The sequence below is a fragment of the Marinitoga sp. 38H-ov genome (assembly GCF_011057715.1).
GTDB lineage: Bacteria > Thermotogota > Thermotogae > Petrotogales > Petrotogaceae > Marinitoga.
On record NZ_LNGH01000023.1, the window covers coordinates 82,535 to 107,061 of the forward strand.

The window sequence follows — 24,527 nt, forward strand, 5'->3', positions numbered from 1 at the left end:
CCTCAAGTTATATTTCTACATAAGGTGATTATTTTCTTAATTTTTTGAAATAAAAAATAATAGATTTTCTTTTGGCGAAACCTTAGATACTGGATATATTCTATTCCTAAATGCTTCTTTTAATCTATTAATTTTACTCTTTCCAGAAATTAAAAAGAGTATATTTTTACTATTATTAATTGCTTTATAGGTTAATGTAATCCTAGGCACTTTTGGATTAGCATTTTTAGGATACACAAAATCAACATATTTTTTATCAGATATCTCTACATCTGGAAAAATTGATGCTACATGTCCATCATTTCCCATACCTAATAATATTAAGTCAAACGATATTTCATTAAAAGAATCTTTTATTCTTTTTTCATAATCTAGTGCACATTTTTCTATATCTTTAATTTCTGTATTTACATATAAAAAATTTTCTTTAGGAATATTTATTTTTGAAATTAAAATGTCATTTATCATTTTATAATTACTATATTCATCATCTAATGGAACATACCTTTCATCACCTAAAACCAAATATACTTTTTCCCAATCAATATTATGATTCATACTTAGCATTTCATATAATAATTTAGGGGTATTCCCCCCTGATAAAACCAAAGAGAAATACCCTTGTTTTTTTATATAATAATCATAAAAATTCATTACTGTTTTAACTACATCAAAACTCATCTCATTAATATTTTCATATTCAAATATTCTCATAATTTCTCCACCTTCTACCATCTTTTTCTATTAATCTATCTGATTCTTTTGGACCCCAACTTCCTGAAGGATAATAATATAAGTCACTATTCTCCCATCTTTCTAAAATAGGAGTTACCAATTTCCAAGATTCTTCCATAATATCATTTCTTACATATAGTGTTTGATCTCCCAACAAAGCATCTAAAATAAGTCTTTCATATGCATCTTGAGGTTCATAATCAAAGAAATTTCTATATTTAAATTCCATATTTAAAGTATTTATACATATTTTAGATCCTGGTTGTTTAGCTTGAAGTATTAGTTTAAAACCTTCATCAGGTTGAATTCTAATTACTAATGCATTTGGTTCAAATTTAACAGGATAAAAATCCGAAAATATTGAATGCGGTACATCCTTAAATACTATTGAAACTTCAGATAATTTTTTCTTTAATCTTTTTCCTGTTCTTATATAAAAAGGAACTCCACTCCATCTCCAATTATCTATCAACAATTTTAATGCAACAAATGTTTCTGTTTTAGAATTTTTCCCCACTTCTTCTATATATGATTTTTTAAATTCATTATTTATATATCCATCTGTATATTGTCCTCTTACAACAAATTCATCTAAATTATCAACATTAAAACGTCTAATTGATTTTAAGACCTTCATTTTTTCATCATGTATCATATTAGCATCAAGTGATGCCGGAGGTTCTATTGCAATTAAAGTTAATAATTGTAATATATGGTTTTGAACCATATCCCTTAATAATCCAGTGTTTTCAAAATATCCTATTCTATTTTCTACTCCTAATTCTTCTGATACAGTTATTTGAACATGATCAATATATTTATAATTCCATATTGGTTCAAAAACAATATTCGCAAATCTCATCATCAATATATTTTGTACCGTTTCTTTTCCAAGATAATGATCAATCCTATATATTTGTTTTTCATTTAAGTATTTATGCAACTCACAATCTAACTTTTTAGCACTTTCTAAATTATTTCCAAAAGGTTTTTCAATAACCATTCTTGAAAAATTTTCATCTTCGTTATTTAAATCAAACTTACCCAAATGCCTGATAATTGGAATATATACATTAGGAGGTGTTGCGAAATAAAATAATTTATTATTTTTAGTGTTATGTTTTTTATTTAAAATATTTATTTTTTCTTTTAAATTAATATATAATTCATCTTGATCATAATCACCAGATAAAAAATATATATGTTCAATAAATTTCTTTACTACATCCTGTTTAAAATCAAGTGACTCTAAAACCTTATTTCTAAAATCATCATCAGAAAAATTTGATCTTCCAACACCTAAAATATAAAAATCTATTAATTTTCTGTTTTTAAACAATTTATACATTGACGGAATTAATTTTCTAAAACTTAGATCTCCTGATGCCCCAAAAATAATTATACCTGCAGGCTCTGGAGTTGGATCATCACAAAGCTCTACTACTGATCCAATCTTGTTTTCTATAATACCCATAATATCACCTTCTAAATTTTTCATCAGGATTTGCAGCTTGAACCTTTCCAGCACCTGCTATATTACTTTTTACATCTTCAGACTTTTTATATACAGCATGACCTCCAAATTCCCTTCTTAAAGCTGCTACTACTTTATCTGAGAAAACATCTTTTTGTCTAGATTGAAATCTTTTAAACAATGAGTTTGATATTATAGGAACTGAAACTCCTGTTTCAACAGCTTCTAAAACCGTCCATCTTGCTTCACCTGAATCTTCTACATACCCTTGTATTTCATCTAAGTTATTATCTTCTTTAAACGCATCTTCCAACAATTCTAACAACCAAGATCTTATAACACTTCCTTGATTCCATAAATGAGCAACCTTATACAAATCTAATTCTTCGCCATATTTTGATGCCTTTAATAACTCAAATCCTTCACCATATGCTTCCATTAAACCATATTCAATACCATTATGAACCATTTTTACAAAATGTCCTGCTCCAGTTGGACCACAATATAAGTAACCATCTTTTGGTGCTAATGTTTTTAAAATAGGTTCTATATATTCAAAAATCTCTTTTTCACCACCTACCATAGTACAGTAACCTTCTTTTAAACCCCAGACTCCACCTGATACACCTGCATCTACATAATGAATTCCGTGTTTCTGTAATTTTTCAGCTCTTCTTAAATCATCCTTATAGTAAGTATTTGCTCCATCAATAATAATGTCTCCCTTGTTTAACAAGGGAATTAAATTATCAATATTATTATCTGTAATTTCTCCTGCAGGCAACATTAACCATATAATCCTAGGAGATTCTAATTTTTCAACAAACTCCTCTAATGAATAGGAATCTATTGCACCTTCTTTCTTAATTTCTTCTACTTTTTCTTTTGTTCTATTATATACAACTACATCATGATTTTGTAATAATCTTTTTGCCATGTTCATTCCCATTCTTCCTAACCCTATAATGCCTATTTTCATAATATCACCTCTCCCAATTAAAATTTATACATTAAATCATTTAAAATCATTCATTCAAAAAAAGATCTTTTAATATCTCCCTATAATTTTCATTAATATATATTTTTCCTTTTTCGCCAAACAAAATTCTTTCTTTGTTAGATGGTGAATTTCTTGAAATAGCGCTAGTAAATGCAGATATAGATCTTGTATCTTTTAATTTTAACTCTGAAATTATCTCTTCTTTAGAGCTTTTACCCTTTTTAACCATAAACTTTAAAAATTCTTTTGTTGATTCTGTAAGAGAATTAATTAATCCTTTCAATTCTTCTTTTGACCATTTTTCCTCTGTAATTTTTGTATTGCCAATTAATTCTTTAAATACTTTTATTCTTTTTGATAAATCATTTGATAATATTCCAAAAAGGTATTCAGTTGGCAAGTTACTATCAATTAAATCTATAAACTCTCTCAAAAGATTTTCTGATTTGACAACATCTTTTATTCCTAATTCCTCTAAGCTTATCTTATCATTTCCGTAAATTAAAATTTTCTTTTCTATATCTATTGATATACGTAATCTATTAAATAATGATATAATAAATAGTGATAAAAAAACTTCTTCCACTTTTTGAGGAAATGTTTCTAATTTTAAAAAGTCTAAAATTTCATAATAATCAGATTTCGTTGATAATTTATCAAAAATCTCAGATTTTAATTTCTTTTGTTCATTTATAATATTTTCACCTAAAAAACTATATAATGTTTTGAGAATTTCCGTATACAATTTTATCACCTCTATAATTTTATATATATTATATAATTATACCAAAAAAGGAGCGATAATATGCAAAATTATATAATTGTAAATGAAAAAAATTATTATAAAAGATTAGATAAATTCTTGAGAAATAATTTTGATTCATTGAAACTAGGGTTTATATATAAATTAATTAGAAAAGGATTTATTTTTGTAAATGGTAAAAGAGTTAAAAAACAAGAATTTGAATTAAATATTGGTGATACTGTAGAAATAAGGTATAAGGGGCCATTAGATGAGAGAAAAAAAGAAGAAAAAATATTGCCCAGACATTTAGATTTAGACATTATATATGAAGATGAGAAAATTTTAGCTATAAATAAACCCTCTGGCATATCTGTTCATCCTGGCAGAAATGAAGAAAAGGTTACTATTATTGAAGGAATTTTATATTATGCAAAAGGTAAATTTGAACCACATTTAGTGCATAGATTGGACAAACACACATCTGGTGTATTAGTCATAGCAAAAAATAAGCAAGTCGCTAGAGAGTTAACTGAAATAATTAAAGGTAGAGATATTACAAAAAAATATCAATCATTAGTAATTGGAAAATTAACTGGAGATGGTAACAAACTTGAAAACGTCTTAGAAGAAAAAAATGCAGTATTATATTATGATGTATTGGAAAACTATAATATAAATAATATTGATTTAACCCTTGTTGATATTACTTTAAAAACTGGAAGAAAACATCAAATAAGAAAACAATTTGCAGATATAGGTTCTCCTGTAGCTGGAGATAATAAATATGGTAATTTTGAAATAAATAGATTACTTAAAAAATCAATAGGATTAAAAAGATATTTTTTACATTCTTACTTTTTAGAATTTGAATATCTTAATAAGAGATATACATTAATTTCTAATTTAACCACTGATTTAAAGAAGGTATTAGAAAGATTAGAGGTGTAATTATTGAAAAAGTATTCTAATATTGTTTTCTTGATAACAATCTTTTTTAGTATTTCAATATTTATATATATATCTTATAATGACTATAATTATTTAAAAAGAGGATATCATATAATCGACAATAATTTATTAGAAAAACAATCTACTATGATTGAAAATAAATTAATTGAATATTATAGTTATAAAGATTATGTTTTAATAAGTGAAAATTCCACTAGTTTAACAATTGAAGAGTTTAAAGCATTTTTATCTGAACACGATAATGTTCTTATTGCAGAATTTTCTGATTTTGGTTATTTATTTGATAAATATAAAGTTAATCTAAATAATAATGAATTATATAAGATTAGATATGTACATTATATTAAACCTAAAGAGATGGATAAATATAATATTGAACAAATTGAACAGAGATTTTGGAGAGCCTTTAATGAAAGAAGATTAAATATTTTTTATATACCTAACCATGAAAAAAGAGATTTGATTATTGAAGGTATTAAGAAAAGAATGAAAAATTATAATAAAGATATTCCTATTTTACCTAAACACAATAAAATTATCCCTATATTTTCATCTATATTATCTTCTATTTATATAGGAACATTTATACCTTTACTTTCTATAATCTATCTATTATCATTTTTCTTTTTAAATGGGTGGTCTTATGTCTTTTTAGCTATTATATTTTCTTTTATTTCTTGGATTAAATGGAAAAAAGATAAAAAACAAAATATTTTTAAATTTGTTCTGTTAAACATTTTATTTGGAATCTTAATATATGGCACAGGTTATAATTATCTTTTAATATATAAAATTTCCGTAATAAGAGGGGTTAAATTATTACTTATTATATTACCTTTTGTATTATTTCTTGTACAAATAAAAAAATTTAAATTGAATAAAAAAGATATTATTTTTTCAACGATTATATTACTAATTTTTGGAGCTTATTATATTCTTAGGAGTGGAAATTTTGGATTTTCCAGTATGTATGAAAGAAATATTAGAGATTTCTTAGAGAAAACGTTAATTGCTAGACCTCGTTTTAAGGAATTTTTTGCTTATATTTTTATCTTTACAAAACCACCCACAAAATTTTTTAGTATTTTTTGGAATATTGGACAGTCAATTCTTTTTGTATCTATTTTAGATACATTCTTACATTTTCAAACACAAATTTATTTGGGTGTATTAAGAACGCTATATGCATTTTTACTATCATATGTTATCATAAGGTTTATTAAATATATAACTTTTATTAGCACGGAGGTGCTCTATGGAAAGAAACATTTCAGAATATAAAATTAAAGCTGTTGATGCCGGAAAAAATATTGATATTCAAATGATTGCCGCAAAATTACAGTTACCAGTCGTGACAAAATGGGAAATGCCACTTATTTTAAGTTATAATCAAAAAAATGTTCATATTTATCAATTTGGAGCTTTTGTTTTTTTTGATTTTTTAGATAAAGAAATAAAAGAATTTATTTCATATATTGAAAAATTAGTTGATGATGAATTTAAAGCAAAATTTGAAGATGAACTAAATATTGTTATTGATAATAATCTTAAAAAGTCATTTTATATTGATTTTAATACAGAAACACTTCATATTAAGGAGGATTACATTTCTAAAGAATCATTATCTTTAATATCTTTAACCATTGCTCAAAGCGTAGCTTTAGAAAGATATGAAGAGCTTTCAGATGAATTAGAGGAAGATATTGAAAAAACAATTGAAAAATATAATAAATATAAACACTTCCTCTCCATTATGAAAAATATTGCTGTTGGAAAGGCTTTAAATCTAATTAAAACAAGACATGAAATAATATCTGATATTATGGTTTTAGATAAACCATCTATAACTTGGGAATGGAATATATATGATGAGTTATATGAAATATTGGCTAGATTTTTTGAAATAAATAGAAGGTATAAGATATTATCACATAAATTAGATAATGCTTTAGAAAGCTATACAGTTTTAAATGAAATAAACGAAGGCTCAAGAGCAAATTTTTTAGAATTATTAATAGTAATTCTTATAGTTTTTGAAATTATAATGGCCTTTTTTCATATATAAAAAAAGAAAGGAGAATATTTATGAAAAAAACAAAACTATCTTTTATTACAACACTATATAGGTTTGGTATTCCTTTTGAAACGGATGCAACCGTTTTCAATAAGAAGGATCTTGCTTTTGAAGATTGTGAAAAAATTGTTTATTTCACATTAAACAAAAAAGAGAATAAAACTATTTTATCTCTTAAACTCAACACTAAAGATAGAGTATATGGTTTAGGCGAAACCTTAGGTCCCTTAAATAAAAGAGGTAAAGTATATAGATTATATGCAACAGATGATCCTGTGCATACACCTGAAAAAGATTCATTATATGGTTCTCACCCTTTTATTATTATAAGTAATAAATTTGGATTTTTTATAGATTATCCAGGAGAAATAATATTTGATATTTGTTATACAAAATTTGATGAAATGAAAATAGAAATTAATTCAAATAATTTTGACTTATATATTTTTGATACAAAAAATGATATTGAAATAATACAGGAATATTTAAAATTAACAGGTAAACCTTATATACCTCCAAAATGGGCTTTTGGATACCAACAATGCAGATGGAGTTATCCAGACGCTAAAACAATACAAGAAATTGCCTATACTTTTAGGGGAAAAAATATCCCCTGCGATGCTATTTATATGGATATAGATTATATGGAAAATTACAAAGTATTTACAGTAGATAGTAATAAATTCCCGAATTTCCCTGAATTTGTTTCTAATATGAAAAAGCTAGGATTCAATTTAGTTCCTATAATAGATCCTGGAGTAAAAATAGAAGATGGTTATGATGTGTATGAAGAAGGCGTTAAAAATGGATATTTTTGCAAAGACAAAAATAATGAATATTTTGTTGCTACCGTTTGGCCAGGATACACACATTTTCCAGACTTTTTAAATCCAGAAGTTAGAGAATGGTGGGGAGAAAAATATAAATTATTTACCGATTTAGGAATTACCGGATTTTGGAATGATATGAATGAACCTTCTATTTTCTTTGTTCCAAAAACTTTGAAAGAATATTTAAAAAAAGTAGACGAACTAAAAGAAAAAGAAGTAGGTTTAGAATTTTTCATGATAAAAGATGAAGCTATAAATTTATCAAATAGAAGAGAATATTACAAAAGTTTTTACCATAATACACCACAAGGTATATATTCAAATGATGAATTACATAACTTATATGGATATTATATGACAAAAGCTACTGTAGAAGGATTTGAAAAAATTATACCAAATAAAAGATATTTACTATTATCTAGAAGTAGTTACGCTGGACATCATAGAATAGCAACAATATGGATGGGAGATAATATGTCCTGGTGGGAACATATGTTAGTTAATATAAGAATGTTACAATCATTAAATTTATCTGGCTTTTTCTATACTGGGGCAGATATTGGTGGTTTTGGTGCAAATTCTTCTCCAGAGCTAGTTGTTAGATGGATGCAATTAGGGGTATTTTCTCCATTATACAGAAATCATTCAGCTTTAGGAACTAGACATCAGGAGCCCTGGGCATTTGATGAATATATAGAAGATATATTAAGAAATACAATAAAATTAAGATATGCATTAATTCCATATTTATATTCTGAATTTTTTAGATCTATTGATAATCTAACACCTTTTATTTCTCCTTTATTTTTATACTTTGATGATGAAATATCAAAAGATATTGAAGATCAATTTATGGTAGGAGCATCTATAATGGCAACACCTATTATTCAACCAAATGCAAATGGTAGATTTGTTCATTTACCTGAAAATAAATGGTTGTATTGGAAAGCTTCAAAACATAATAGTAGAAATATTAAAGTATATAATCCTGGAGAATATTATATAGAAGCAAATATAGATGAAGTTCCAATATTTATCCGTGAAAATTCTTTAATTGCACTAAACGAAGAAGAAATAAATTATGTAAATGAAAAGCAAATAACTGATTTAACTGTAATTGGTTTTGTAACAGATAGTGCTGAATTTATATATTTTGAGGATGATGGTGAAACATATGATTTTAATAATGGAAGGTTTGCAAAAATAAAAATTCAAGTCAATAAAATCGATAATGGATATAATTATGAAATTGAAAAAGATGAATCTGAAGATTTTGAAAGCAGTGTGAAAAGGATCAAATTCGAAATATATGATGAAAATGGACAAAAATATACAGAAATTGTAGAATTGTAATAAATCCCCCAAAAGGGGGATTTATTTATTATTTAACAGGTTTATAAATAACTAGTTTTTGACCGGTATATATTTTATTTGGATCTTTTATGTTATTCCATTGAGCTAATGCATATGGATATACATTGAACATTCTGCCTATTTTAAATAATGTATCTCCTTCTTTAACTTCATACATTTCGCTTGTTGCTACAAACCAGTTATTATCTACTTTAGCTTCTATTATTTTATGTTCCATTATATAATCTGCCATTAATTCGGAAACTTCCATCATAACTTCTTTTACAACAGGTTTTCCAGCAAACATAGAATATCCACCGCCGCCGCCAGCTCTATAATTATTTAATACTATCTCATATTCCTTATCCATTTCAATAGGTCTTCCTTCAAATTCTAAAAATACCACTCTTTCACCAACAGGTTTTGAAACATCAATAATATATGTAATTCCTTCCCACATATCATAATTATAATGCCTTGGTTTTGGATCTACCCATGATTTATTTACATCAACTTTTCCATTTTCATATACAAAATAATCAGCACTTTTTTCTATAGCATCTTTTATATCTTTTCCAGTTACTTTTAGAACCTTCAGAGTATTTGGATAAATATATACACCATTAATATCCCTTAAGGTTATATGTCCAGATTTCCATCCTTTAATATAATTATTAAATAATGCAGTTGAAGATATTTTTACTCCAGAATATTTTTGCTGAACTGTATTTACAAACTGAATTAAAGGATGATCTCCCAATCTTACTTTTAAAGGATCGTCTACGTAAAAATCGCCTTTAGCCATACCAACTGGTTGATCAAGCCATTTTTGTACCTTATCTTCATAATCTTGTACAAGAGACAATACTTCTTTATCTGATTCTACGGTTTTTGAGTCTAACAATTCTGATTTTTTAGAAACTATTTTCCATTTTCCTTCAGAATTATCTAAAGTAAGTTCTATTCTACCAACTTTTTTACCCCAACTACTTGGCATAGAAACTGCAACATTATTATATACACCAGAAATAGATCTGTGTTGATGTCCAGTTAACAACACATCTATTCCAGGTATTTCCATTAATAATTCATAACCTTCATTTTCACCAGTTAATTCTTCTGTGGGTTCTCCAGTATTTAAATCCTTTTCAAATCCACCATGATATCCAACGATTAAAACATCAACCATTTCTTCTTCTTTTAATATTTTTACATACTTTCTAGCAACATCAACTGGATCATAAAAATCTAAGTTTCTTATATTTTTAGGATCCTCCCAATTAGGTATAAATTTTGTTGTAAGACCTAAAATCCCTATCTTTATTCCATTATAATCAAATACCAAATATGGTTTAAATATAGGTTTACCAGTGTCTCTATCAACTATATTTGCGCTTAAAAATGGGAAATTAGCCTCTGATACCGCTTTGTTTAAAATATTTTTACCATAATTAAATTCATGATTTCCTATAACAGAAGCTACATAACCTAAATGATTCATTACTTTTACCATTGGATCAATTGGATCATTTTCTATTCTTGCATGATAATATTCTAAAGGTGTTCCTTGGATTAAATCCCCCGTGTCAATTAAAAATACATTTGGATTTTTTTCTTTTTCCATTTTATAAAATGTAGCTACACGCCCTAATCCAACGTAATATGGAGAATTTGTAGCATAATTTACAGGAAAAATGTTACCATGCAAGTCGCTTGTGTGAAGAATAACCAAATTCATTTGTTCAGCAAAAACAAATAATCCAATAATCAAAATACTCAATAAAACTAATAATCTTCTCATTCTTACACCCCCTGTTTTTGTGTGGATATTAATTTAATCTAATGATTATTTGATCATTATCAAAAGAAATCTCTTCAAAATAAATATTTCTAGTAATTATATTATCAGGAATATATACATATATTTTATTTTTGTCAATATATATATTTTTAGGTAATTTACCTTTATTAATTTTATCTATAGGTAAGTTATGTTTAAACTCCAAAATACCATTTAATTTCTCTGGAATGTTATCTATACTAATAAAATATTTAATAAATAAAACTTTTATTTCAATCTTATTTTTCATAAATCTAACATTTGTAATCATGTTAAATATTTTTCTAATAATATCATATGTCGTGTATTTAATTATACCATTTAAAATGTCCATAATCATATATTTATCTACAATTATTTCCATTAAACCTTACTCCTCATAAACTAAATTTAATTTGAATTCTTTGTTTACTATATCAAAATCTTTTATTTTAATAGAATTAAATAAAGGTTGAACCTTTTCATCATACTTAATTTTAGAAAAATCTACTATAACCTCATTATTTTTAAATTCAATTATATCAACAAATCTTGAAAATATAGAAGACACACCTTCTAATATTTTTTTTATTGCATCATCGCCAGAAAAAACTAATCTTAACATACCTTCAGATAATGATTTTGGCTTTTCTTTAAATATAATCAATGTATCAAAAATTGCATCTTTATTTAAAAAGTTTACCTCAACCTGAAAATGTATCCCATCATCTCTCATCTCAATATTCATATTTTTTAGGCCATTTATAGATATATTATTTTCTATAACTCTATCTATTATTTTATTAATGAAATCCTCATCAACTTTAATTGAAAATCCAGACATAATATCATCCCCAAAATATTATAGTCTATATTTTTCATAAATATTTGGATCATATTTATGTAACATGCTCATTATTTCATTCACTTTTTCACGATAATTATATTGATCATTATTATATAATTTCAAATATTCTTTTAAAGATTTTTCATAATATTCTTTTGCTTTTTCCGCAATAGCTTTTTCACTATATAAATCTCCTAAATTAATAAAGAGAAGAGCTTTATCTTCAGTTGAAATTTCAAATTTATTTAAAATTTCATAAGCCTCATTTAAATATCTTTCTGCAGAATCCAAATTACCCAATTTAATTTCTAACATTCCTAAATTATTTAAGGAATTAAATAAATAAATATTGTATTTTTCATTTTTTTCTACTAATTTATTTCTTATTTCCAAAGAGGATGCAAAATATTTTTTTGCTTTATCATATTTTTTTGAATCAGCATATATTGCTCCTAAATTATTCTGAATTATTGATAAATTAAATTGCATATCTAAAGATTTGTCTTTTTCACAATCTTGCAATGCTCTCAAGTAATATTTTTCTGCCTTACTAATTTCCTTTATTTCTGAATACAAATTCCCTAAAATATAATTAAATACAAATTTATATTCTTCAGATATTTTATCCTTAAATTTTTCTGCTATATTTATTAAATATACTTTATTTTTTTCTGAAATTAATGATTTTATATTTAATATTGAATTGAAAATATCCTTCGTATCTCCCAAGGTAACCGATACTATGTTTTTTAATAATATAGCTATCGCTTGTTCAGATTTTTCTATCTTTGAATAATAATTTTCTATTTTTTCTTCTAATTTTTTATTTTTTTCCATTAATTCATTTATTTTATTTTCATATTCTTCAAGCTTATTAAATAACCTTGTTTCTACTAATTTTATTCTATCGTCATTTTCTTTTTTTTCATATTCTGGTACAATTAATTCATTTTCAACTTTTGTTTGCACTAAATCATTTTCCCATTTACTCATTGAACCTTCTCCCTTATTTTCTAAAATTTCATTCTTTGTTATATCTGAATTTTGTATATTTTCTTGTTCAGGCTTTTCTTCTAATTCTGGTTTTTCTTCCACTTCCGCAGATTCTTCTATTTCTAGCTCTGGTATTTCTTCTGTTTCTGTAGATTCTTCTATTTCTAACTCTGGTATTTCTTCTGTTCCTGTAGATTCTTCTATTTCTAGCTCTGGTATTTCTTCTGTTTCTGTAGATTCTTCTATTTCTAATTCTGGTATTTCTTCTGTTTCTGTAGATTCTTCTATTTCTAACTCTGGTATTTCTTCTGTTTCTGTAGAAGTTATTTCACTTTTTTGATCTTCGCTATATTTTTTTTCTAATTCTTCTGCTAATTTTTCTACCTCATTTATATCTGGTTCTTGAGTATCTTCTATATTATCAAGAGGAACAACTTTTTCGTTAACTTCTTCTATTTTTTCATTTTCTAATGAATCTAAATCCATTAATTCATTGATTTTATCAACATCTAAATCTTCCAAATTAATTTCTTTCTTTTCATTATCACTCATTATAATCCCCCCACTTTTTTAATTTTGAAAATAATGTCATTTTTGTTATACCTAAAATTTTAGCCGACTGAGTTTTATTAAAATTATTATATTCTAAAGTCTTATATATATATCTTTTTTCTACTTCATCCAATGTAAGGCCCATTGGTATTTTTATATATTCAATATTTTCAGATTCCTTTAAATTTTCTGGTAATAAGCTTATATCTAAAATATCACCATTAGATATAGCGATCATTGAATATACTATATTTTTTAATTCCCTTATGTTCCCTGGCCAATTATATTTCATAAATATATCTAAAACATCTGGATTTATTCCCTTAATTTTGGTATTAAATTCTTCATTTGCTTTATGTATAAAATAATTTACTAACAATGGAATATCTTCTTTATGTTCCTTTAAAGGTTGAATATTTATTTGAAATACCGATAATCTAAAATATAAATCCTCTCTGAAATTTCCCTCTTCAATCATTTTATTTAAATCTCTATTTGTAGCAGCAATAATTCTTACATCTACTTTTGTTGGCTTTGTTGAACCAATCCTTTCAACTTCTTTGGTTTCTAACACTCTTAATAATTTAACTTGCATATTTTTAGGTAATTCTCCAATTTCATCTAAAAATAATGTACCTCCATTTGCCAACTCAAATTTACCAGGTTTTTCCTTTTCAGCTCCAGTAAAAGCCCCTTTTTCATATCCAAATAATTCACTTTCAAATAAATCCTGTGGTATAGCTCCACAGTTTACAGATATAAACTTTTCTCTACCACTAGCTCTATGAATATATTGAGCTACTACATCTTTACCAGTACCACTTTCTCCTGTAATCAATACTGGAATATTTTTATTCGCTATTAAATTAATTTTATTTTTTATATCTTCTATAACTACTGATTTACCAATTAATTCTGGAAATTCATTTAATTTTTCCTTTAATTTTTTTATTTCTCTTTTTAGTTTTATAGTTTCTGCTGCTCTGTTTATTTCATTTATTAAATTTTTCAAATCTAACGGTTTTTCTAAAAAATTATATACACCTAACTTGGTAGCTTTAACCGCATCTGATATATCTCCATGTGCAGTTATTATAATTATTTCATCAATATATTTTTTTATTTTTTCTATTAAATCCATACCATTAACATCTGGAAGTCTGAGATCTAACAACACTAAATCTGGCCTTTCATTTATCGCCATATCAAGGCCCTCAAATCCTCTATGAGCACAAACTGTTATGTAATTAAATTTATTTAAAAAATCACATATTGTTTTATTTAAAACTATATCATCCTCGATTACTAAAACTTTAAACATTTTCCCCTACCTTATCATCAATTTTTTTTGCTTTTTTATTTGAAAAGAATCCTAATATTAATCCCAACACAAAACTCCAAACTGCAGCTAATGTAATTTGCCATTCAATAGGAAGTGAAAACGTAACTGTATGTGCAGGCAACCAAAACCATAATAGTGTAAATAAAGCACCTTTTAATCCATCAGTTGGAACTTTTAATTTAGATATATTATCTAAAAATCTATGAATTACTATTAACCATGGACCAAAAAATGCGTTTGTAAATAATGATTTAAAGAAAGCTTGATATATTTTCCCAGTTGGAAGGTAATTATGAGATACTAATTCACTAACAAAACCATTAAAACCAGTAAAAGCAAATTTTATAATAACTCCTAAAATACCCCATACAAAAATTGAATAAATAACTTTAAAAATAGATATTTTGCTTTTAGTTATTATCTTAGATACAACTTCCCCTGCTGTACCCAAAATAGCAAATTGGATCATAGCTGATATTAGTGGATTTTCCATTTTCAAACCTCCTATAATAGTTTTATATATTCATATTATATCACTTTTTTCTAATATATGATATAATATCTATAAAGGAGGCGAATTTATGGAAGAAACTATTGTTTCAACTATTACAAATATTATAAAAGAAAATCCGGAAACTTTAAAAGTATTGTATTCCTTTGCGGATTCGTGGTATATTATTTTGCCTGTTTCTATAATTACTGTTTTATTTTCAAAATTAATTTCCAAAATTATCTTTTTTATTTTAGGTTTTATTAGTAGTTATGTATTTATAATTCCTTATCTTTTTCAATTTGAATTTATACAAACACTTTTAAAAGAAGCCGGAAATTACGAACCAATTGCTCTATTAGTATTTTCAATTATTATTGGAATTTTAACTTATTCTATATTTAAGTCATCTGTTCAAGTTGGAGGTTTTATTTTAGGAGGTATTGTAGGCTTTGAAGTTTCTACTATTATTTTTAAATTTTACCCTGAAATTTTTGAAAAAATAGAATTTTTGAAAAATATTAATCAAGCATATATCCCCTGGATTTTTATTATATTTTTTGGTTTAATAATATCTATATTAATAGCTAAAAATTTTGACAATGTTGTTTCTATATTAACTATTTTCATTGCATCAACAATTTCTTCATTTTTTACTGTATATGCTTTAGAAAATTCTCTTTCATTAAAAATTGGAGAAAATACAATATTAAAACAAAATATTAATATAAGCACTATCGAATTAATAACTATATTGGTTATATCAAGTATATATATTATTATAGGTATAATGTTTAATTTTAAAAAATCAAAAAAGTGAGGAGTGTTTATATGTATGTTATAGGAATTGCAGGAGGGACTGGCTCAGGAAAAACTACAGTAGCTTATAAGATTCGGGATATTTTAGGTGTTCAAAACTGCGAAATTTTACCTATGGATAATTATTATAGAGACTTAAGCCATGAAACTTTAGAACAGAGAAAATTACATAATTATGATCACCCTGATATGATAGAAAATGAATTAATGTTTAAACATATAGAAGAATTAAAAAAGGGAAAAACTATTGATTTGCCTGAATATGATTTTTCTCAATTCACGAGAGTAGGAACTTCAAAATTCGAACCTAAGCCTATAATAATTGTCGAGGGAATTTTTGCATTATATTATGAAGAATTAAGAGGATTGTATGACTTAGCAATTTTTGTTGATACAGAAAATGATATTAGATTTATACGACGTTTAGAACGAGATATAAAAGAGCGGGGAAGAGATATTGATTCTGTTATCAAACAATATACTACAACAGTAAAACCCATGCATGATGCATATGTTGAACCAACAAAAAAATATGCCGATATAATTATTCCAGAAGGTGGATTTAATGAAAAAGCTATTCAGGTAGTTGTTAATTATATATTTAGAAAAATGTTATAAGCGCCATTGAGCGCTTATTTTTTATATATAATAATTTTAAATTATATAATAATCTTAGTTTGAAAATTTTTAATCATATGATATAATAATTTATATAAAAATTTAAACAATATTAAGGGGGTATTTGAATGAAAATTCAAAGTAAAATATTAAGTCTTTTTTTATTTATCATCATCATAGTTTTATTTTCTTTTTACACAATTAGTATTACTAATTCTCAAAATTCATTGAAAAATAGCTTTACAGAGAAATTAATATTAGCTAGAGATATAAAATCAAAATTTATAAAAAATGTATTATCTAACTCAATAGCAAATTTAAATTATGTAAAAGATTTTGAAAAAATAAAAGATGCATTTTTTTCTTCATCAAATTTATTAGATGATTTTAAATTAAGTATGGATTTAGATGATATTCTAAATACATTAAAAGATATATACATAAAAAATAATCCATATGATGATAAATCAAAACTTTTTGATTATTACTATGATGAAAATTTTAATAAAGAGAATTTTGATAATAATATTTTAAGTATGTTCTATGATTATAGTGTGTTACATTCCGATTTACAAATAGATTTTAAAAATTTTGTAGATATACAAGATTATGAAGATATGCTTTTAATTTCGCCCGATGGTATAGTGATATACTCTGTGAAGAAATATGATGATTTTGCAACTGACTTAAATAAATCAAATACTATATTATCCGACTTATATTTATTATTAAAAGAAAAGAATGATAACGAAGTTCATTTTTCAAATTTAGGTATTTATTACGGTTATCCTGCATTATTTGCAGGTATAAAAGTTGAAGATGAGGATTTCGGTTTATACGGTTATCTTGTTTTTAGACTATCTATTGAAAAAATAAATGACATATTACAAGATAAAAGCGGCATGGGAAAAACGGGTATAACTTATTTAGTTGGAAAAGATAAGATAATAAGAAACAATATTTCAGAAAGAGATAGTATTTTAAAACAAAAAGTAGAAACAGATTACGTAGAAAAAGCATTAAATGGAGAAAGTGGATGGGAAATATCTACAAATTTTGATAATGAGAAAGTTTTAGTTGCATATTCTCCTTTAAAATTTAAAGAAATAAATTGGGCAATTATTTCAGAAGTATCCACAAAAGAAGCTTTCCAAGCTGCTAATAACATTAAAAATATATTAATAATAACTTCTTCTATTATATTAATAATATCATTAATAATATCATTAATATTTGCAAAAAGAATTTCAAAACCATTAATAGAATTAAGTAAAAAGGTTGATATATATGGTACAGGTGATTTTACTGTAGATTTTGAAGTAAAAGGGAAAGATGAAACAGCCATGATAGCTAATTCATTAAAAAATATGTCAAATAAATTAAATTCTACAATAAAATGGTTATTAGATGCTGGAAAAAAGATAGAGGAGACTTCAAATATATTAATAGATATATCTGAAAGAACAGAACAAGCTAATAATGATGTTATTGAAAAAGCTAAAATAATTGAAGAAAACGCTGAAAACTCTGCTGCAACAACAGAAGAATTAACCTCCGGAGTAAACGAAGTATCAATTGCTGCACAAAATGTATCAAGTAATGCAGTAGAAATTTCACAAGAAGCAAATGAAACAACTATTATAACAGAAGAGGGAGAAAAATCAATAGAAGAAATAGCTAATATCATCGGAATAGCCGTAGAAAAAGCACAAAAAACAGAATTAACAGTTGAAAATCTAACAGAAAAGGCTAATAATATTGGTGAAATAGTTGAAACAATTACAAATATAACAGAACAGACAAATTTATTAGCATTAAATGCTGCTATAGAAGCTGCTAGAGCTGGCGAAGCAGGAAAAGGATTTGCCGTAGTAGCGGATGAAATTAGAAAATTAGCAGAAGAAAGTAAAAAAGCTACAGAAGAAATAGCAAAAATATTAGTTGAAATAAAAAATGGCGCTAAAGATGCTAGCAAAGCCACAGAAGAAACTGCTGATGTAATAAAAAATGTTGATAATAGGGCAAAAGAAATAAAAGAAAAGTTCCAGAATATTTTGGAAAGAGTCGAAAGTATAAATCAGAGAATAGAAGGTTTAACTGCGAGTGCAGAAGAACAAAGTACTTCGACGGAGGAAATGGCTGCTGCAAGTGATAAAACTGCGCAAATGATATTAGAAATTTCAAATGAAATATCAGAAATAACAAAAGAAATAGAAGATGAAAGCAATGCAATAAAGAAAGTAAATAATAAGGCCGATGAACTGAAAAAACTTGTTGATATGCTAAATGATAAACTTAACGAATTTAAAATATAATTTTATCCCTAGCTTTGCTAGGGATAAATTTTTGCGATTTCACAATATTTTATGTTATAATAATATTTAAAAGGGGTGATATAAATGAAAGTATGGGAAACCGAAATTTTCGGAAGAAAATTAGCTATTGAACATGGCAAAATGGCAAAACAAGCACACGGATCAGTGCTATTAAAATATGGAAAATCTGCTATATTAGTAACAGCAACTGCTTCAAAAGAAGCTAAAGATGGTGTTGATTTCTTACCTTTAACAGTTGAATTTCAAGAAAAATTTTATGCTGTTGGAAAAATCCCTGGCGGATTTTTAAAAAGAGAAGGAAGACCAAGTAGCGAAGCTATTCTTTCATCAAGATTGATAGATAGACCTATAAGACCTTTATTCCCTAAAGATTTTCATAATGAAATACAAGTTATAGTAACTGCATTATCTATGGATACTGATGACAGCATTGAAACTTGGGGAATAACCGGTGCATCTTTTGCTTTAAATCTATCTCCTATACCATTTGATGGCATGGTTGCTGGAGTTAGAGTTGGATATGTAAATGGAGAATTTATTGTATTTCCAACACAAGAAGAATTAAAAAACAGCAAAATGGATATTGTTGTAGCTGGTACTAAAGAAGCTATAACAATGGTAGAAGGTGAATCTTTAGAAGTATCAGAAGAAGAAATGGTTAAAGCATTGTTATTTGCTCATGATGCTATTAAACAAATTATTGAATTTCAAGAAAGCGTTGTATCAGAATTTAATATTGAAAAGTGGGAAGTTACCCCACCTGAATACCCTGAAGAATTTGTAAAAGATTTTGAGTCATTAATTGATGATAATGAATTAAAAAGTAGAATATTAGTTAAAGGAAAAAAAGATAGAGATGACGCTATAGATTCATATAGAAAAGAATTATTAGAAAAATTCCAAACTGATTATATTGAAAAATGGGATAATGAGACATTTGATAAATATAAACGTTTTATTTTAGAAGCTTTTGATGAAAAAATAAAAAAATTAATGAGAAAAATGATTATTGAAGAAAATACAAGAGCAGATGGTAGAAAAATAGATGAAATCAGACCAATAACTTGTGAAATAGGATTATTTGATAAAACTCACGGTTCTGCATTATTTACTAGGGGAGAAACTCAAAGTTTGGGAATTGTTACATTAGGAGAACCTATGGATGTTCAAATAATCGATACAGTATTTGAAGAAGGCGAAAGACGATTTATGTTACATTATAATTTCCCTCCATTTTCTACAGGAGAAGTTAAAGGATTAAGATTAAGTAGAAGAGAAATTGGACATGGACATTTAGCTGAAAGAGCATTAAAGAATTTAATTCCTTCAGAGGAAGAATTCCCATATATTATACGTGTTGTCTCAGAAGTATTAGAATCAAATGGCTCGTCTTCAATGGCAACTGTTTGTTCAGGTTCTTTAGCTTTAATGGACGCCGGAGTTCCAATGAAAAAACATGTTGCCGGTGTTGCTATGGGATTGATTTTTGAGGAAGATAAATTTGTTGTTTTAACAGATATATTAGGAATGGAAGATCATTTAGGTGATATGGACTTTAAGGTTACTGGTACAAAAGACGGTATAACTGCATTTCAAATGGATGTTAAAGTTGCGGGAGTTAATGAAGAAGTTTTAAAAGAAGCTTTGGAAAGAGCTAGAATTGCTAGATTACATATATTAGATATTATGTATAATACTATACCAGAACCTAAAAAAGAATTATCCCCATATGCTCCTTTAATCAAAACTACAGTTGTACCAATTGATAAGATTTCTGATGTTATCGGACCTGGAGGAAGAGTTATAAAAGGTATTAGCAAGGAGTTTGAGGTTGAGGTTTCTATAAATGATGAAACTGGTTTAACAAAAGTAAGTGGATTTAATGTAGAAAATATAAATAATGCTATTTCATATATTCAAAATTTAATAAAAGAAGTTAAACAAGGAGAAATTTTTGAAGGAAAAGTATCAAGAATAGAAAACTATGGTGTATTTATTGAAATTGCTCCCGGCAAGGTTGGATTACTTCATATGTCAAACTTAGGAAATGATGCTAAAGAAATATTAAATAATATTAAAATTGGCGATATACTAAAGGTAGAGATAGTAAGCATCGATGATAACGGAAGAATTCAACTAAAAAAATTCGGGGTAGAAACACCCCACAAAAAAAGCAGACGAAGCTATCATTCTAAAAAAACGGGGGAAGATAATGATCAAAAAGAAAACTCTAAATAATGGTATAGATATACTATTTATTCCTAGAAACAATGTACGAAGCATTTCTATTATTGCGGCAGTTAGAGCAGGTTCAGCACACGAGCCAAAAGAATTAATGGGAATATCGCACTTAATTGAACATTCTGTTTTTAGAGGAACACATAATAGAAATATGGAAGAAATAAAAAGACCCATCGAAGAATTCGGTGGGTTATTAAACGCATTTACTAGCAAAAATATTACTGCATATTATGCTAAAGTTCCTTTAAATGCTTCTAAAATTGCATTAGAGATTATAGTTGATATTTTATTTAATGCAAAATTTGATGAAAAAGAAATTGAAAAAGAAAAGAAAATAGTTTTAGATGAAATTGCAATGTATGAAGATGAACCTGTAGACAATACATTTGAACAATTAAATAATATTATGTACTTAAATGAATTTTCTTTTCCTGTTTTAGGAACCAAAGAGAGCGTTTCAAATATCACTTCTTATGATATACAAAAATATTATGAAGAAAAATATAATCCAAATAACATTGTTTTATCACTTGTAGGACCTGAAAAAGAATTAGAAGAATTATTAAATACTATGGAAAGTTTGATTCCAAATAAGACTGGGGATAAATGTATTTTTAAAAGTCCTAAATTTAATGAAAATATAGAAAAAGCGGAAAAAGAAAAAGAAGACTTATCTCAAGTATATGTTGCATATTCTTTTAAGGCTCCATCTAAAATGTCTAAAGATTTTTATCCAGCAGCTATTCTAAAAACTTTTTTAAGTAGTGGAATGAGTTCATTATTATTCACAAAAATAAGAGAAGAATTAGGATTGGCCTATGAAATTTCTGCTGATTACTCTGCATATACGGAAAATGGAACTTTTACAATTTTTGCAGCAACTGTTCCAGAAAATTTTGAGAAATTAAATTCTTCTTTATTAAATTTGGTTCAAAATATTCATAATTTTGATAATATTGACAAATGGATTGATTATGGAAAAAAACGATTATCTGGTAAATATATGCTTGAAACAGAAACTGGTTTAAATTTTGGATTTTTAGCATTAGATTTTTATTTAGCATTTGATAAATTAATCAATATTGATGAAATGGTTAAAACAATTAATTCTCAAAAAAACGATGATATTCTTGAGGTTTCTAAAAAAATTTTTTATTCTAATCCATATATTTCTATTGTTAAGCCAAAATAAATGGGGATGATTTTTTTGAAAGTAAAAGTTTTTAATTTAAAACCTGGAATGATTGTTCAGGAAGATATATATAATTTAAAAAACAGATTAAATTTTAAAAAAGGTCAAGTTCTTGATGAAAAAACTATTGAACTTATTAAAAAAAGTAATATAATTGAACTAGAAGTTTCTTTTGATGAAACTTCTAGTTTTATGCAAAAAAGTTTTGAAGATTTTGACCTTATAGTTGATGAAAAAAAATACTCTAAATGGTTAGAGAATATTAGCGGTATTTTTTCCCATTTCTCAAAAGAAGAGTTTTATGTTGCATTGAATAATATTTCTGAAGAAATATATAAAACTTTAAATGTTTCCGAATATTTCGTTTTAAACTTTATGAATTCTTTTGGAAATGATAGTTTAATGTATCATTCTTTAAATACCGCTATATTAGTTTCTATTATAGCAAAAAAATTAGATACTCCTTATATTATGTACAAACAAACAGTAAAATTTGCTTTAATACATGATATTGGTTATGCCATGTTAAATGATAGGATAATAAATGATTTTGACAGTAATGATAAAATTTCTGTTATACATAATGTTATAGCTTACAAAAAATTACAAACATTAAAATCAGCTTTAAATTATGAAATTTTGGATAGCATTTTATATCATCATGAAAGATATGATGGAAAAGGGAAATTCCATTTAAAAGGAGAAAAAATTCCTCCTTTAGTTAGAATGACTCAAGTTGCTGATGCATACACTTCTTTAACCGAATTAGGTTATACACCCTATCAAGCATTATCTTGGATATTAAAAAGATGTGGTTTTATCTTCGATCCATTCTATGTAAGTTTATTGTATGAAGTGACAGGTTACTATCCCACAGGAACGCAAGTAAAATTAAGTGATGGTTCTATTGGAATCGTAATGAGAAGAAATGATATAGAATTTTTCCCTGATGTTTTAGTAGATGGGAAAATTATAAAAACTGGTCCAGATACTAATATATATATAAAGGAAGTGGTAGAATGAAAATTATACCACTTAATAAAGCAAAATATGGTATGATATTAGCCATGGATATCAGAGATACAACTGGAAAAATTATATTCAAAAAAAATTCAGAAATAAATGAAGAAGTGATATCAACATTAAAAAAATTTGGAATTTTTAATATTCCTGTCTCTTCATTAAAAGTTACACAAAAAATATCTCAAGAAGCTTTCAAGCATTCTGTTATTTCACCAGAAATTTTAGATTTAAATTATGAGAAAATAAAGGATGTTTTTAAAAATTTGGAAAGTAATAATAATTTAGATATTGATGCTGTTATAGATATAGCTTCATCAATAAAAAATGAAATAGAAAATAATTATTCTGATATACTATTTGTTCCTTTAAAAAAATTAAAATCTTTTGATGAATATTTATACGCACACTCATTAAATGTTATGATAATAAGTTCGCTATTAGCAGTTGAAAGTAAAATTTTGGGTGATGAACTTTTAGATATATCAATATCTTCATTATTACATGATATTGGAAAAACTAAAGTTCCTATTGAAATTATGAATGCTCCAAGAGTTTTAAACGAAGAAGAAATGAATATTATGAGAAATCATGTATTATATGGAAAAAAAATTGCAATTGAAAGTGGTATTAAAGATAAGAATATTATAGGTGGAATATACGAGCATCATGAAAGAGTTGATGGTAAAGGATATCTAGAGAAAAAAAATGGCAATGAAATTACCGTTTTTGGTAAAATTGTAGCAATAGCTGATGTTTATGATGCTCTAACAAGCGTTAGAAGTTATAAGGGTCCTTGGTCTCCATATAAGACAATTTCATTTATTCTAACTAATGTAGAAAAACAATTTGATGGTACGTTTGCACAAGGTCTTATTAACGCTTTCGGTATTTATCCAGCAGGGACACGGGTTCAACTTAGTAATGGCCAATTTGGTACAGTTATTGCTTCTAATAGATCAAATAAAATACGTCCATTGATAAAAATAGATCACGGAGATGTTTTAGATTTAAGCAAAGAGAAAAATTTAAGAATTGTAAAGGTATTGGACTATATTTTAATAGAGTGAGGGGTTTT

Annotated in this window: 21 protein-coding genes; 11 read left to right on the forward strand and 10 right to left on the reverse strand. The window is 26.0% G+C overall.

Features of this window, described 5'->3' with window-relative positions; genetic code table 11:
* Window positions 1-36: 36 nt before the first annotated feature.
* Genes pgl through AS160_RS07650 form a run of 4 tightly spaced genes read right to left on the reverse strand, consistent with a single transcriptional unit; the run spans window position 37 to window position 3,963 of the window.
* Window positions 37-714, reverse strand: a complete 678-nt coding sequence (gene pgl / locus AS160_RS07635) for a 6-phosphogluconolactonase (RefSeq protein WP_165147250.1) — start codon at window positions 712-714, stop codon at window positions 37-39.
* Entirely contained in the window at window positions 701-2,233 is a 1,533-nt protein-coding gene (zwf, locus tag AS160_RS07640) for a glucose-6-phosphate dehydrogenase (protein ID WP_206528137.1), read from the reverse strand. Before zwf ends, pgl begins: the two co-directional genes overlap by 14 nt.
* Entirely contained in the window at window positions 2,214-3,188 is a 975-nt protein-coding gene (gene gnd, locus AS160_RS07645) for a phosphogluconate dehydrogenase (NAD(+)-dependent, decarboxylating) (protein WP_165147253.1), read from the reverse strand. Before gnd ends, zwf begins: the two co-directional genes overlap by 20 nt.
* Before the next feature lie 46 nt (window positions 3,189-3,234).
* The gene (locus tag AS160_RS07650) at window positions 3,235-3,963 is read right to left on the reverse strand and encodes a hypothetical protein (RefSeq protein ID WP_206528138.1); all 729 of its coding nucleotides are present in this window, start codon (window positions 3,961-3,963) and stop codon (window positions 3,235-3,237) included.
* A gap of 51 nt (window positions 3,964-4,014) precedes the next feature.
* On the opposite strand from AS160_RS07650, the gene AS160_RS07655 reads away from it, so the two are divergent.
* From AS160_RS07655 to AS160_RS07670, 4 genes are read left to right on the forward strand one after another with little or no spacing between them, the layout of a single operon-like run.
* Window positions 4,015-4,902, forward strand: coding sequence for an RluA family pseudouridine synthase (locus AS160_RS07655; protein ID WP_165147259.1), 888 nt, complete (start codon window positions 4,015-4,017; stop codon window positions 4,900-4,902).
* A 3-nt stretch (window positions 4,903-4,905) separates the two neighbouring features.
* Window positions 4,906-6,204, forward strand: coding sequence for a DUF5693 family protein (locus AS160_RS07660; protein WP_165147262.1), 1,299 nt, complete (start codon window positions 4,906-4,908; stop codon window positions 6,202-6,204).
* Entirely contained in the window at window positions 6,179-6,988 is an 810-nt protein-coding gene (locus AS160_RS07665; RefSeq protein WP_165147265.1) for an RMD1 family protein, read from the forward strand. The genes AS160_RS07660 and AS160_RS07665 overlap by 26 nt, the downstream gene beginning before the upstream one ends.
* A 20-nt stretch (window positions 6,989-7,008) precedes the next feature.
* Window positions 7,009-9,180, forward strand: coding sequence for a TIM-barrel domain-containing protein (locus tag AS160_RS07670; RefSeq protein WP_165147268.1), 2,172 nt, complete (start codon window positions 7,009-7,011; stop codon window positions 9,178-9,180).
* Between the two features lie 28 nt (window positions 9,181-9,208).
* Here AS160_RS07670 and AS160_RS07675 read toward each other — a convergent pair whose 3' ends face one another.
* Genes AS160_RS07675 through AS160_RS07700 form a run of 6 tightly spaced genes read right to left on the reverse strand, consistent with a single transcriptional unit; the run spans window position 9,209 to window position 15,226 of the window.
* Complete coding sequence (locus AS160_RS07675) at window positions 9,209-10,981, reverse strand: 5'-nucleotidase C-terminal domain-containing protein (RefSeq protein ID WP_165147271.1); 1,773 nt, start codon at window positions 10,979-10,981, stop codon at window positions 9,209-9,211.
* Window positions 10,982-11,009: 28 nt separating this feature from the next.
* Window positions 11,010-11,384: a hypothetical protein gene (locus AS160_RS07680; protein WP_165147274.1), complete on the reverse strand. Its 375-nt coding sequence runs from the start codon at window positions 11,382-11,384 to the stop codon at window positions 11,010-11,012.
* Between the two features lie 6 nt (window positions 11,385-11,390).
* Entirely contained in the window at window positions 11,391-11,843 is a 453-nt protein-coding gene (locus AS160_RS07685) for a hypothetical protein (RefSeq protein WP_165147277.1), read from the reverse strand.
* 18 nt (window positions 11,844-11,861) lie between these two features.
* Window positions 11,862-13,391, reverse strand: coding sequence for a tetratricopeptide repeat protein (locus AS160_RS07690; RefSeq protein ID WP_165147280.1), 1,530 nt, complete (start codon window positions 13,389-13,391; stop codon window positions 11,862-11,864).
* Window positions 13,384-14,712, reverse strand: a complete 1,329-nt coding sequence (locus AS160_RS07695) for a sigma-54 dependent transcriptional regulator (protein ID WP_165147283.1) — start codon at window positions 14,710-14,712, stop codon at window positions 13,384-13,386. The genes AS160_RS07690 and AS160_RS07695 overlap by 8 nt, the downstream gene beginning before the upstream one ends.
* On the reverse strand, window positions 14,705-15,226 hold the full coding sequence (locus AS160_RS07700) for a hypothetical protein (protein WP_165147286.1): 522 nt from the start codon (window positions 15,224-15,226) through the stop codon (window positions 14,705-14,707). The genes AS160_RS07695 and AS160_RS07700 overlap by 8 nt, the downstream gene beginning before the upstream one ends.
* 88 nt (window positions 15,227-15,314) lie before the next feature.
* Between AS160_RS07700 and AS160_RS07705 the strand changes: the two genes are divergently transcribed.
* The 7 genes from AS160_RS07705 to AS160_RS07735 all read left to right on the forward strand — a co-directional run bounded on the left by AS160_RS07705 (window position 15,315) and on the right by AS160_RS07735 (window position 24,519).
* Window positions 15,315-16,043 (forward strand): hypothetical protein, encoded by a 729-nt coding sequence (locus AS160_RS07705; protein ID WP_165147289.1) that lies wholly within the window; start codon window positions 15,315-15,317, stop codon window positions 16,041-16,043.
* Window positions 16,044-16,054: 11 nt separating this feature from the next.
* The gene (gene udk / locus AS160_RS07710) at window positions 16,055-16,660 is read left to right on the forward strand and encodes a uridine kinase (protein WP_165147292.1); all 606 of its coding nucleotides are present in this window, start codon (window positions 16,055-16,057) and stop codon (window positions 16,658-16,660) included.
* 128 nt (window positions 16,661-16,788) lie between these two features.
* Window positions 16,789-18,975, forward strand: coding sequence for a methyl-accepting chemotaxis protein (locus tag AS160_RS07715; RefSeq protein WP_165147294.1), 2,187 nt, complete (start codon window positions 16,789-16,791; stop codon window positions 18,973-18,975).
* Window positions 18,976-19,059: 84 nt separating this feature from the next.
* A complete protein-coding gene (locus AS160_RS07720) occupies window positions 19,060-21,234 on the forward strand; it encodes a polyribonucleotide nucleotidyltransferase (RefSeq protein WP_165147296.1) in 2,175 nt (724 codons plus the stop codon).
* Window positions 21,209-22,429: a pitrilysin family protein gene (locus tag AS160_RS07725; protein WP_165147298.1), complete on the forward strand. Its 1,221-nt coding sequence runs from the start codon at window positions 21,209-21,211 to the stop codon at window positions 22,427-22,429. Before AS160_RS07720 ends, AS160_RS07725 begins: the two co-directional genes overlap by 26 nt.
* 15 nt (window positions 22,430-22,444) lie before the next feature.
* Window positions 22,445-23,452 carry an HD domain-containing protein gene (locus tag AS160_RS07730; RefSeq protein WP_165147301.1) on the forward strand — a complete coding sequence of 336 codons (1,008 nt, stop codon included), beginning with the start codon at window positions 22,445-22,447 and terminating at the stop codon, window positions 23,450-23,452.
* Window positions 23,449-24,519, forward strand: a complete 1,071-nt coding sequence (locus AS160_RS07735; protein ID WP_165147303.1) for an HD domain-containing phosphohydrolase — start codon at window positions 23,449-23,451, stop codon at window positions 24,517-24,519. The genes AS160_RS07730 and AS160_RS07735 overlap by 4 nt, the downstream gene beginning before the upstream one ends.
* Window positions 24,520-24,527 lie beyond the last annotated feature (8 nt).

Bases quoted from the DNA above. Each gene is read 5' to 3' on its own strand.
- AS160_RS07665 (WP_165147265.1), top strand. From the start codon at position 6,179: ATGGAAAGAAACATTTCAGAATATAAAATTAAAGCTGTTGATGCCGGA.
- AS160_RS07725 (WP_165147298.1), top strand. From the start codon at position 21,209: ATGATCAAAAAGAAAACTCTAAATAATGGTATAGATATACTATTTATT.
- AS160_RS07690 (WP_165147280.1), bottom strand. From the start codon at position 13,391: ATGAGTGATAATGAAAAGAAAGAAATTAATTTGGAAGATTTAGATGTT.
- AS160_RS07655 (WP_165147259.1), top strand. From the start codon at position 4,015: ATGCAAAATTATATAATTGTAAATGAAAAAAATTATTATAAAAGATTA.
- zwf (WP_206528137.1), bottom strand. From the start codon at position 2,233: ATGAAAAATTTAGAAGGTGATATTATGGGTATTATAGAAAACAAGATT.
- AS160_RS07670 (WP_165147268.1), top strand. From the start codon at position 7,009: ATGAAAAAAACAAAACTATCTTTTATTACAACACTATATAGGTTTGGT.
- pgl (WP_165147250.1), bottom strand. From the start codon at position 714: ATGAGAATATTTGAATATGAAAATATTAATGAGATGAGTTTTGATGTA.
- AS160_RS07700 (WP_165147286.1), bottom strand. From the start codon at position 15,226: ATGGAAAATCCACTAATATCAGCTATGATCCAATTTGCTATTTTGGGT.
- AS160_RS07695 (WP_165147283.1), bottom strand. From the start codon at position 14,712: ATGTTTAAAGTTTTAGTAATCGAGGATGATATAGTTTTAAATAAAACA.
- AS160_RS07715 (WP_165147294.1), top strand. From the start codon at position 16,789: ATGAAAATTCAAAGTAAAATATTAAGTCTTTTTTTATTTATCATCATC.
- AS160_RS07735 (WP_165147303.1), top strand. From the start codon at position 23,449: ATGAAAATTATACCACTTAATAAAGCAAAATATGGTATGATATTAGCC.
- AS160_RS07685 (WP_165147277.1), bottom strand. From the start codon at position 11,843: ATGTCTGGATTTTCAATTAAAGTTGATGAGGATTTCATTAATAAAATA.
- udk (WP_165147292.1), top strand. From the start codon at position 16,055: ATGTATGTTATAGGAATTGCAGGAGGGACTGGCTCAGGAAAAACTACA.
- AS160_RS07675 (WP_165147271.1), bottom strand. From the start codon at position 10,981: ATGAGAAGATTATTAGTTTTATTGAGTATTTTGATTATTGGATTATTT.
- AS160_RS07680 (WP_165147274.1), bottom strand. From the start codon at position 11,384: ATGGAAATAATTGTAGATAAATATATGATTATGGACATTTTAAATGGT.
- AS160_RS07705 (WP_165147289.1), top strand. From the start codon at position 15,315: ATGGAAGAAACTATTGTTTCAACTATTACAAATATTATAAAAGAAAAT.
- gnd (WP_165147253.1), bottom strand. From the start codon at position 3,188: ATGAAAATAGGCATTATAGGGTTAGGAAGAATGGGAATGAACATGGCA.
- AS160_RS07720 (WP_165147296.1), top strand. From the start codon at position 19,060: ATGAAAGTATGGGAAACCGAAATTTTCGGAAGAAAATTAGCTATTGAA.